Source organism: Streptococcus urinalis 2285-97, assembly GCF_000188055.2.
Taxonomy (GTDB): domain Bacteria; phylum Bacillota; class Bacilli; order Lactobacillales; family Streptococcaceae; genus Streptococcus; species Streptococcus urinalis.
In genome coordinates this window covers 416,606-428,374 of sequence record NZ_AEUZ02000001.1, presented here as the reverse complement: position 1 = coordinate 428,374, position 11,769 = coordinate 416,606, and the positions used below count along the sequence as shown (strand labels likewise).

Annotated in this window: 7 protein-coding genes, 1 tRNA gene and 3 pseudogenes; 2 read left to right on the top strand and 9 right to left on the bottom strand. The window is 33.6% G+C overall.

What is annotated here, in order from left to right; translation table 11 throughout:
- Positions 1–12 precede the first annotated feature (12 nt).
- The gene (gene rimP, locus STRUR_RS02110; protein ID WP_006739440.1) at positions 13–510 is read right to left on the bottom strand and encodes a ribosome maturation factor RimP; all 498 of its coding nucleotides are present in this window, start codon (positions 508–510) and stop codon (positions 13–15) included.
- A gap of 162 nt (positions 511–672) precedes the next feature.
- A complete protein-coding gene (locus STRUR_RS02105; protein WP_006740659.1) occupies positions 673–1,227 on the bottom strand; it encodes a TetR/AcrR family transcriptional regulator in 555 nt (184 codons plus the stop codon).
- Positions 1,228–1,356: 129 nt separating this feature from the next.
- Here STRUR_RS02105 and STRUR_RS02100 point away from each other — a divergent pair.
- Positions 1,357–3,869, top strand: a pseudogene (locus STRUR_RS02100) (YhgE/Pip family protein).
- Between the two features lie 27 nt (positions 3,870–3,896).
- Here the strand turns inward: STRUR_RS02100 and STRUR_RS11185 are convergent.
- The 7 genes and pseudogenes from STRUR_RS11185 to argF form a co-directional block, all read right to left on the bottom strand.
- Positions 3,897–4,988: pseudogene (locus STRUR_RS11185) on the bottom strand (NADH-dependent flavin oxidoreductase).
- 130 nt (positions 4,989–5,118) lie between these two features.
- Positions 5,119–5,191, bottom strand: a tRNA-Thr gene (locus STRUR_RS02085).
- Positions 5,192–5,294: 103 nt separating this feature from the next.
- A complete protein-coding gene (locus STRUR_RS02080) occupies positions 5,295–6,422 on the bottom strand; it encodes a low temperature requirement protein A (protein WP_006739365.1) in 1,128 nt (375 codons plus the stop codon).
- A 152-nt stretch (positions 6,423–6,574) separates the two neighbouring features.
- The gene (locus tag STRUR_RS02075; RefSeq protein WP_006738880.1) at positions 6,575–7,555 is read right to left on the bottom strand and encodes an NAD(P)-dependent oxidoreductase; all 981 of its coding nucleotides are present in this window, start codon (positions 7,553–7,555) and stop codon (positions 6,575–6,577) included.
- Between the two features lie 19 nt (positions 7,556–7,574).
- A complete protein-coding gene (locus tag STRUR_RS02070; RefSeq protein WP_006740214.1) occupies positions 7,575–8,432 on the bottom strand; it encodes a dimethylarginine dimethylaminohydrolase family protein in 858 nt (285 codons plus the stop codon).
- Between the two features lie 11 nt (positions 8,433–8,443).
- Positions 8,444–9,949: a YfcC family protein gene (locus STRUR_RS02065; protein WP_006739624.1), complete on the bottom strand. Its 1,506-nt coding sequence runs from the start codon at positions 9,947–9,949 to the stop codon at positions 8,444–8,446.
- A gap of 64 nt (positions 9,950–10,013) precedes the next feature.
- A pseudogene (gene argF / locus STRUR_RS12170) lies at positions 10,014–10,952 on the bottom strand (ornithine carbamoyltransferase).
- 119 nt (positions 10,953–11,071) lie between these two features.
- On the opposite strand from argF, the gene STRUR_RS02055 reads away from it, so the two are divergent.
- Positions 11,072–11,626, top strand: a complete 555-nt coding sequence (locus tag STRUR_RS02055) for a PucR family transcriptional regulator ligand-binding domain-containing protein (RefSeq protein ID WP_006738678.1) — start codon at positions 11,072–11,074, stop codon at positions 11,624–11,626.
- Positions 11,627–11,769: the final 143 nt, after the last annotated feature.

Here is an 11,769-nt window from a genome sequence, read left to right as displayed (position 1 = left end):
TTACAGACGGCCTTATATTTTAACTGCAAGACGAGCCTTTGCAACAGTTTGATATGGGATAGAAACAGTTTTTTTTCTTGTTTTATCTAGATAATCTATAATTAATTGGTCTCCATCAAAAGAAACCAAATCACCTTGAAAAACCTTCACCTTATCAATAGCCTTATACAAACTTACATTTATATAGGAACCAACAGCTTTTTCAAGACTTTCCTTCGTTTTTAAAGGACGTTCTAAACCTGGGCTTGAAACTTCAAGCATGTATTGATCTGGAAATGGATCAGGTTGAATGGTATCAAGCAATGGACTAATTATTTCAGTTAATTCCGTTGTATCATCTACACTGATTCCACCAGGTTTATCAACTAAAATACTTAAAATATAATCACTACCCATTTTTTCATATTCCACATCAACTAGCTCATAAGGTTCCCTAATAACTAGCTCAACAAGCTTTGTGACTAAATCAACAATAGTTGTGTTAGCGATAATATCTCCTCCCTCATTCAAAAAAGGCAACTCACCTTCATTTTTTTAATATTCAATACAAAAGTGGCGAGATACTTCTCACCACCTTTCCGTATTTATTCCTTCATTATAGCATATTTCAAAACTTTTGCAAAGAGATAACTTAAGGTTCTAAGTAAAGTTTCTTCTCATAAAGTCTTAAACTTAATTATGCATCATTTTAAAAATAACATTTGTGACTTGTTCTGGACTTTCTTTTTTCCCACGCTCAATCCACATTTGACAAACGCCAAACAAGGCGTTTACTAAGTAAGTAATGGCATATTGCATTTCAGACTCAGATAAATTTCTCACTTCAAAACGATATTGAATATCTTTAGAAACACCAAGATTGATATCTTTTACAAGCAATCTTTTAAATTTATTTTTGATGTATTCTTGAATTTCTCTGGTTCCATTTTGGGACAATAAAGCTGCAAACAAAGGCTCTCTATAAAGAAATTCAAATATCTCTAAGGCAGCTCCTTTTGTATTATCATTGTGTTTGTCAAAAATATACTCCAACTGAGAAAACAATTTATTTTGATAAATATCAATCATTTCATACTTATCTTTATAATGCGTATAAAAACCACTTCTACTAATATCAGCTGCCTCGGCTAATTGGGTTGTTGTAATATCATCAAAAGAACACGTTTCAAGTAAGTTTGCAAGTGTCAATTCCAAATTTTTATTTGTATTTTCTTTTCGTTTATCCATTTTCTTTTTCACCTTTGTACACATTTAAACACTTTGTCTAAAAAGTGGTTTAATAACTTGTAAAAAATTTTTAGGTTTGTATAATAAATTATTGTAACATATTTAGACAAAATGTATAGAGGAGAAATAATGAAAAAAGATTTAAAAATGCTTTTTAAAAGTCCAAATCTTTGGGTTACCATCATTGGTATCTCCTTAGTCCCTGCACTTTATGCACTGGTATTCCTAAGTTCTATGTGGAATCCATATGGGAATTTGGACAAGTTGCCTGTTGCAGTTGTAAATCAAGATAAGTCAGCAATTTTTCAAAATAAGACCATCAATGTTGGTGACAAAATGGTGGACAGTATGTCTGAATCTAAAAATTTAGATTTTCATTTTACTAGTCAACAGAAAGCACAAGAAGGTCTTAAAAATGGTAAGTATTACATGATTATCACTTTACCAACCTTTCAAAAAAAGCCGTTACCATTTTAAGTAATCATCCTGAGAAAGCAACCATTCATTACCAAACTTCAAAAGGACATAATTTTACATCTTCAAAAATGGGGCAATCCGCGATGACAAAATTAGAGTCAAAGGTTTCAAAAAAAATTACTAAAACTTATAATCAAGAATTGTTCTCAAATTTAAAAACCCTTAAAAAGGGTATGGGACAAGCTGCCAATGGTAGTAAGAAACTCTCTGATGGCTCAAATAAACTTAAAGACGGTAGCCAACAAATTTCGGATAATTTAAATGTATTATCTAGTTCAACAGGTACACTTTCTAGCGGTGCTTCCACTTTGAATAGTGGTATTAACCAATACACTAACGGAGTATCTACTCTTGGTGCTGGTATTTCAACATTATCTAGTGGTTTAAACACTTACACTTCAGGTGTTAATCAATTAGCTTCTGGGGCAAATACCTTAAACAGTAATTCACAACAACTCGTTTCTGGTGCCGCTCAACTCAAAAATAGTTCTCAAAATATCCAAAAATTAGTTGATGGTGCTAATAGTTTAACAGCTGGCCTCCAAAAACTTCAAAATGCAACGACTGTTTCACAAGAAAAATCTGCGCAAATGCAAGCTTTAACAACAGGACTACCACAATTACAAGCTGGTATCAATCAATTAAACACTGCTGTTTCAAATATGTCAACAGGCAGTCAAACTTCTATAGATACTTCAAGTATCCAATCTAACCTTACTGATATTGTGACAAAAGCAAAAACCATTTCAGAAGCTGCAGCTGCAGATAAAACAAGCACCTTGCAAGCCGTACAAAGTACAGCTGCATATGCAGCTATGACATCTGATCAACAAGCTGAAATTTCTAATGCTGTGACAAATTCCCCATCTACTGTAGCTACTAATGCACAAGCCATTATTGCAGATGCTCAATCTATGGGACAAACATTGTCTGCACTTTCAACAGCTGCTGGACAATTACAAAGCGCTGCTGGACAACTTAACATGTTAAAATCATCCGTTGCTCAAATTAATACTGCTGCAAATCAAGCTCTCCCTGGTGCGACAACTGCAATTACTGAATTATCTTCAGGTGTATCAAGTGTCAATAGTGCATTAAGTTCACAAATCATCCCTGGTAGTCAACAAGTTGCTCAAGGCGTGACAACCGTTCAAAGTCAATTAACATCTGGTGGAACACAACTTTACAATGGTATCACTGCTTACACAAATGGGGTATCTACCTTAACTAGTGGGGCAAATAAATTAGCATCAAATAGCAGTCAAATCACTACAGGTACTGCTAAACTAATTGATGGTAGCAATCAATTAACAAGTAAAAACACTCAATTAAATGATGGTGCATCACAATTAGCTAATGGCGCAGCGAAATTATCTGATGGTGCTGGTAAACTAGCTGTTGGTGCTGATACCTTAAACAGTGGTGTTGGGTCACTATCAACAGGTGCAACGACACTGGCTGAAAAATTAGCCTATGCCGATAAAAGTTTAAATACCGTATCATTCAAAAAAGATAATGCTACAAATCTTTCAAGTCCAATTAAAATAGCTCATAAAGATAATGATAATGTCAAAACTAATGGTGTAGGTATGGCACCTTATATGATTTCTGTATCATTAATTGTGGCTGCTCTCTCAACAAATATTATATTCGCAGATTCACTTTCAGGTTTACCATTAAAAAATCGAAAAGAATGGGCAAAATCAAAATTATTAACGAATGGGATGATTTCAACTTTAGCAAGTATCGTTTTATTCACCACAATTCTTCTCATGGGTATTAATCCAAATTATCCATTGCGGACATTCCTAATGATATTACTGATGGCATGGACAGCAATGGGAGTTGTGACTGCACTACTTGGTTGGGATAGACGATTTGGGTCATTTGCATCACTTATCTTCTTATTATTACAACTTGGCTCAAGTGCTGGAACTTATCCTTTGGAAATCATCCCTCATTTCTTTAAAAAGATCAGTCACTTCTTACCAATGTATTATTCTGTTTCAGGATTAAGACAAACCATTTCCCTAACAGGTAACATCAGAAGTCAAGCAGGTATGTTAGTGCTCTTTACAATAGGAGCTATGATTATTGGTTACTTTATCTACAGAGAACCAAAGACCATAAAAACTAGACACGATAAATTAGCTAAGTCAAACTAAAAAAACAGTTGCATAGCAACTGTTTTTTTAGTGGTCATCCATTCTAAATGTTTTAACAAAGCCAAACAAGCCATCTGCCATTTGATGACGAGGATTATCTTTTAAGGCTTGTAAGTCTTCAGTTGGTTGATTCTTTAATATTTTTTGTCCCCAATTTAGATCATGTAACAATGCTTGACCTGCAGCCACTAATTCAGCATCATTCAATACATTTTTAACATCTTCTTGATTTGCAACACTACCAACACCTACTAATGGTAATCTACCTGCAATTTTATCATGAACATAGGCTAGAATCGTTTTTTCTTGGTAGTCTTTTGAAACAGAAAGACGTTTGTAATCATTTAAAGAAATATGGAGATAATCCAATTCTTTTTCAGACAATTTGTCTACCAAGTACAAGGTATCAGAAAGCTGAATACCTGGATTTTCAAACTCTTCTGGTGAGAAGCGATAGCCAATGATGAATGGTTTTGAACTATTTTTCTTAACGGTATCAATAATGCCATCAACTAAAGTGTTGATAAAAGTAAATCGTTTTTCAAGACTTCCTCCCCATTTATCTTATCGTCTATTTGAATGAGGAGAGAAAAATTGTTGTATTAAATAAGTGTTTGCACCATGAATTTCAACACCATCAAAACCAGCTTGAATAGCGCGTTTAGTAGCGAATTTAAAGTCTTCAATTACTTGAAGAATCTCTTCATCCTTCAATGCACGTGGGATTTCTGCATTTTCCCTTTCTGCCGCCACAGCACTGGCAGAAACTGGTGTTAATCCACCATTAGTTAAGTGACTCGTCATACGGCCAGCATGAAAAATTTGTACAATAGCTTTTGCTCCATTAGGCTTGATTTCAGATGCTAATTGACTTAATTTAGGAATAAATTTATCATCAAAAATGCCTAGCTCACCTTCCCATCCTTTTCCGACTGGTTGAACATTAGCAGCTGCAGTTATGATAGCTCCAATATGGTGAGAACGATTGGTATAGTATGTGATTTCATCTTGCGTTAACTCTCCATTAAAAAAACTTAGTTGTGTCGTCATTGGTGCCATGATTAAAGGATTTCTCAACGTCACTCCATTTGGCAAGACAACTTGTTCTAACTTTTCCATCTGATTTTCCTCCTGATAGCTATTCTTAATTTAACTATAGCATTTGTTTTTAATCCTTTCAAACTTCCAAAATGCTAATTTCAAATAACTTTAAGAAAAGAAAAAAAGCACTGAAATATCAGTGCTTTTTTGCCGATTGCAGGGATCGAACCTGTGACCTACGCGTTACGAGTGCGTTGCTCTACCAACTGAGCTAAATCGGCGACTACACCCAATATTTTAGCACGCTATTAGTAAATGTCAAGCTGTTCTTTTTCGAGATAAGATATGGGAAACATGCTACTAATTAAGTGAATGATAAATTTTTTACGACTCTTTACTATTTTTTATCCTATAATAAATAAAATAACACATCATGACAGTTGTTATAACTGTAGCAATCACAATTAGCGAAAAGAGGGATTTCAAAAATGCAAAACTTACTAAAAAGCCAACTAGTAACAAGCCAAATTCAACAAAATAAACATGACTTGTAAATTGAAACATCTTGTGATTATAAATAACGTGTGAGAGCAAACCTACTAATAGAGCAAGTATTCCTAGGTAGAGTAATATAAGAACAAAAATGATATTAGCCCCATCTTCACCCACAAATCCTAGGGCAACTGTAATCAAACTAAGACCAAAAAAGATAAAATAATGAAGGTAAATGGCACCATTCCCCGTGACGAAGGCTTTTTCAGTATTAATCATATGATCCATTTCGACAATATACATCATAAAAAGATTTGATACAATCACAAAAATTAAAATTGAAAAAAGAGAAAAGGTAGAAACGGTAAAATACTTGGCAATACTAATAATCATTTCCCCAAAAGTAATAATAACCAAACAAGATAGTCGCTCAATCAAAAGTGGAAAATTGATTGGATCAACATCACTTAATTGATTGTGACGTTTGGGGTCTGTCAAAAATCCTGGCATTAGCCAAGTCAAAAATATCCCAACAACTGCTACAAGTAAACCTAATCTGTGAGGAAGAAATGAAGCCACTAACAATAATATCGTTCTTAAACCCAAAATGTAAAAGAATTGTTTGATAAATAACCTTTCGGAGTCACGATGACTCTTTTTGTAAGTCAAAAAGTATTGTCCCAGTAACAGCAATGAGATGATTGCTACTGGTAAAATAAATGAGACAAAAGAATCTGACCAATTGTTCGTAATAGCTGTTGAGGAAATCATTAAACATAACATTTGAGCAAACATGAATAAAATATTTGTCAAACTATTCTTTCCAAAATGATTGGTAAAAACAGTCTGCACCATCCAAGAATTAACATAAATAATTAACCCAATGGCAAATGATAAAAATCCAAATGGCGTCACTAACCCATGATGTAAATGGCGAATTAAACTGGTAATCTGACTAATGGCGTAAACATAGACAAGATCATAAAATAACTCTGTTAATTCTACTTTTTTAGGTTTCAAAGAAACTTTCCTCTTTCAAAAATTATTAAATTGCACATACAACTCATATTATAACATAAGGTTTTTGTAAAAAGTTGAGTAGAAATTGATAGTCACTCTCCACTAAAAAAGTATCTAGTCATAAACTAGATACTTTTTCTTATTCCTCTCCCTCAAAATTCACTTACTAATTTAAACACTTTTTCTTTGTGGCCAGTTAGGTAATTAACGATATTTTCTGTTGAGATACGTTGGAGATCCTTTAAAGATGATACTGAGTAGAATGCCGCGTGTGGTGTAATATAGACATTTTCTCTGTTAACTAAAGGGTGGTGTTCTAAGTCCGGAGTTTCGTCTTTTAAAACATCTACAGCTGCACCTTTGATAAAGCCTTTGTCTAATGCTTCTATCAAGTCTGTCTCAACGACACTAGCTCCTCTTCCCATATTGACAAAGTATGGTTTTTTACTCATTGCATTAAAAGCATCCAAATTAAAGTAGGCGTAATTGGTTTCATTTAGATTCATATTGTTGGTGATCACATCTGCTTTTTCAAACAATTCTTGTTTTGAAACCATCTTGACATTGATATCTGTGGGTGCCTCTATAAATGGATCACAAGCAATAACAGTCATATCTAGTCCCAATGCTTTTTTGGCTACTGTTTTCCCAATTTTTCCTAAACCAAATATTCCAATTGTCATCTCTGATAATCGTTTATTAGGTGCTACATAATCGTAACGCCACAAATGATGCTGATCAATATCATTTTGATAATATTTCAAATTTTTAACAAGTGCTAACATCATTGTAATCGTGAATTCGGCGACATCTTTTGTACAATATTCACCAACAGGACAAACGCCAATGTGTCTTTCATTCGCTGCTGCTAAATCGACATTGTCATATCCAGTAGCATTCATGGAGATAATTTTTAAAGCTGGCACGTGATCCATTATGTCTTCATCAATTTTTACAAATGCTGTTAAAATAGCATCCGCATCTTTAATCACTTGATAAAATTCTTCCTTATTATCTGTGTACTCATAAACAACAATGTCTAAATCATCACCTAGTCCATTTTTTAAAATTTCTTTTTCATAATCATGACTTGGCATCATTGACTCTGCATAATCTGTAATGACAATTTTCATTCCTATCACAACCTAACTTTTAATATGTCCGTTCAACTGGATAAGTCATGCAATGAGGTCCACCACCAGCTTTAAGAATTTGTTCTAATGGTAATTTGATGACTTCAACTCCAGCAGCTTCTAAATCTTTATTGACTGATTCATTATTCTTAATACCTAAAACTTTATTATTGCCAAGAGCTTGAACGTTACAACCATGTTTTTCAATCAGTTCTTCAGGCACATCGATTATTGTGAAATCTCTTCTTTCAAGCATTTTAATAAACCAGAATGGTAGAACACTTTTTGAAGCTAAACAAACTTTAGGTGCTACAATATTAAAGCACATGTCTAAATGTAAATGTTCTGGAGCAACAGGAACGCCAACAACAGTATAACCAAATTTTTGGAGTTGTTCTCTTAAATTATCTACTCCTGCTTGATCGGTACGGTCAACTAAGCCAAAAGCAATGGTATGTTCATCAATCATCCAGAAATCTCCACCTTCAAAACAACCAGCATTACAACGCGCAACAATTGGAACTCCTAATTCCTTTAATTTAGCTTCATAAACTGCTGTTTCTTTTTGACGGGCTGGATGGCGGAATTTTCCAATAATGGCTCCTTCTTTAATCATGGCACCAAAGTCACGAGCAAAGGTTTGGACTTCTAATGATTCTTGTGGTTCCATCTCAATGACTTTGACACCATTTTCCTTATAGGCATCAATTAGTGTTTGCCATTCTTTTACCATGAGATCATTTTGTTCCGTTTCACCTTTTTCCATCCAAGCTTTTGTAATTTCATTTATCGCATTGAACTTGTAATATTTGGGTGAACAGACAATAACTTTTTTTAATTCATTTGTTGCATTACTAACATAATATTGTTGACTCATTTTTTTCTCCTTTACATCATAAAGATTGATAAAATTAACATAATGACGAGCACTCCTAAATACGCAAAAGCGTATTTCCAAATTGCTTTTAACCAAGCACCATAACCGACATGCACGGCTTGTGTACATGTCATAACAATAATAGAAGTTGGCGCTAATAATTTAACAAAACCTAATGCAAAATTATAGATAATAATCATATTAGCTTCTGAGATATGAGCAAAGGTTCCTAGAGGTGCCATAATTGAAATGGTTGCTGCAGCAAGTCCTGTCGAACTAGGAATAAAAACAGCTAATAAAATATAGACAAGGAAACAAACTAGAACAAAGACAATAGGAGGTAATGATCCCAGTGTTTTTTCCGTAGCATTTAAGACGGTAGCCGTAATACTACCATTTGTCATTAATACTTGAATCCCACGAGCTAAAGGAACTATAAATGCCGTTGATACTAATGAAGCTGCGCCTTTGATAAAAATACTAATGGTTTTGTCGATATTAAAGCCCATGATATAACCTGAAAGGATGGTCATGATAATCAAAAGCCCATTAATTTCATTAAAATACCATTCCCCAAATGGTACTAGATTGCTACCTAATAAGGTCCCAAGAATCATATTATGGTTTGCCCAGTTGGTAATGGATTCAAAGAAGGTCCAATTTTTGTTCAGTGATGTCCATGGAATTAAAGACAAAATCATAATCAGAAAAGTTAAAATGAAGACTGTAAAAACTTTACGTTGTCTTTTATCCAAAGTTTGATCATCACCTGTTGTCCCGGCAAATTCTTCTAGATCTTCTTTTCGTCTAAAAAATTGTACTGATTTTTCAGGATTTTCTTTCACATGTTTGGCATACAAACAAATGATACTTGAACAAAATGAAAGTAAGACAATAAAGGTTAATGTTCTAAAAATAATACCTTCACCAAGGCTAATACCTGCAATACCAGAGGCAATTCCAGTTGAAAATTGATTTACGATGGAAGCTGCACAACCTGCTTGCGTCCCCAAAATAACAATCATTAGAGCGACTATACTATCTAGACCAAGCGACAATACAATTGGTAAAAACATTAACAGATAAACAAAACCTTCTTCATATGCCCCTTGGGCAGTTCCAAAAATCCCCATTAAAAATGTTAAGACAGTTATCAAAACATAGTAGTTACTTTGATATTTTTTGGCGACATTTTTTAAGGCTATATTAATGGCACCTGAAGCATCCATCATCTCTAAAAAACTCCCAAAAAGCATGACATTTAAAGATATTGTAATTGCTCCTGATACTTCTTTATTACCGACCATGCAAATTATCGGTGCCATGATAACATCCCACAAACCCTGTCTATTTGCTTTAATCTGTTGGTAAGAATTTGCTATAGCTCTTCCTGAATTGTCATATGTATATTTACCACCAGGAATAATCCATGTTAATAAGGCTACAAAAATTAAGACAAAGAAGATGATCACATAGGTATTGGGAGATTTAAATTTTTTCTTTTTTTCTACATTCATAACATAACTCCGTTTGATGATATGAAATAATTATTTAGGATATCATTTCCCAAACAATACCTTCTTAATTGGCAACTGCCGCTAATATTGCTTTAATAGAATGCATTCTATTTTCGCCTTCATCAAAGATAACTGATTGGCTACATTCCATAACTTCATCTGTCACTTCTTCACCTCGGTGAGCTGGTAGACAGTGCATAAAGATGGCATCAGGTTTTGCTTTTTTCATGGCATCCATAGTTATTTGATAAGGTTTAAATGCTTCTTTTAGGAATGCGATCTCTTCATCACTTTGTCCCATGCTATATTGAGACATACCATATACAATATCAGCATCTTTTAAGGCTTCTTCAAAATCTTGTGTTAGTTCAATTTTAGCTCCAGTTGCTTTTGCACGACGTTGTGCTTCAGCTAAGATGTCTTTATCAGGTTCAATATCTTTAGGGCAAGCAATTGACAAGTCAATCCCTAGGGTTGCACAGAAAATCATTGTCGTATAGGCAACGTTATATAAATTGCCAGAATAACAGATTTTTAGTCCTTGATAACTTCCTTTTTTCTCTTTGATTGTCATCAAATCTGCAATTCCTTGTGTTGGATGTTCTAGTGCTGTTAAGCCGTTAATAACAGGATTTTCCATCCAAGCAGCACATTCTTCGACAATTTAATTACCAAATGTACGAATAAAGAGACCATCGAAGTAGCGGTCCAATATGCGTGCTGTATCTTTCAAAGGTTCTCCACGTGTCATCTGCATTTCGTCAGGTCTTAGGTAAACAACTTTAACACCTAAATCAGCTGCAGCACGTTCAAAGGCATTACGTGTTCTCGTACTATTTTTTTCAAAAAGAGCTGCCCACACTTGTCCTTTCAGATATTCATGTGGTTCTTTAGCAGTCCATTTTTTCTTGAATTCTAGACCTAAGTCTGTGATAAATTCAATTTCTTCTATGGTCATATCTTTAAATGCAAGATAATCTTTTCCTTTAAAACGATTTCTCATTTTCTTGGCTCCTTTATTATTTGATAATTTTATTATAAAAATGAGAAGAAAAAATGTGAATTGTGTTATTATATAAAAAAGAAAGCGCTTTTATTGTGCATTTATACAAAGAGGAAATTATGGCTACAAAAATAACACTACAATGTCTCTTATCTTCACCAATGATGAAAACAGAAACATTATTTACCACATCAGTCGGAATGACAAACCGTCTTAGTTCTATTAATATTATGGACATTCCCGATATCGAAAAATGGTTAAAAGGAGAAGAATTACTTGTCATCGGAAAGTTTATGAAGAGTCATTTCAATAAGACCTTTATTGAAGAATTAAAACATCGTCATGTTGGTGCTATTCTTTCAAAGAAAAAATACAGGCCCTTTTTAACAGAAGATATGATTGATTTATTGCGGTATTACAATATTCCTTTAATATTAATTGATAATCATTTTTCATGGAGTGATGTTACGATTACTTTTCAAGAAGTTCAAATTGCCAAAAATTCTCAAGCATTGATTGAATCTGAATATTTTATCAAACAAATCATCCAATATTTTTCAGATAATCATAGTTTAAATAATCTTTGTCAAATCGTTTATGAAACGACAAAACTCTCCATCGCTATTGTTAACCAAGATATGAATTTAATTGATCACAGTAACGACTGGTCTTAGAAAGATTATTTTGAAAACTTTAGCGCTAACAATATTGGTCGTCTTTCTTCAATTGGATATAATTTTAATAATAAGTCAGTAGACGGCTTTTGCTACCACAGTATTTTTCTAAATAATTTAGGTTACAATCTCTTCTTTTTACC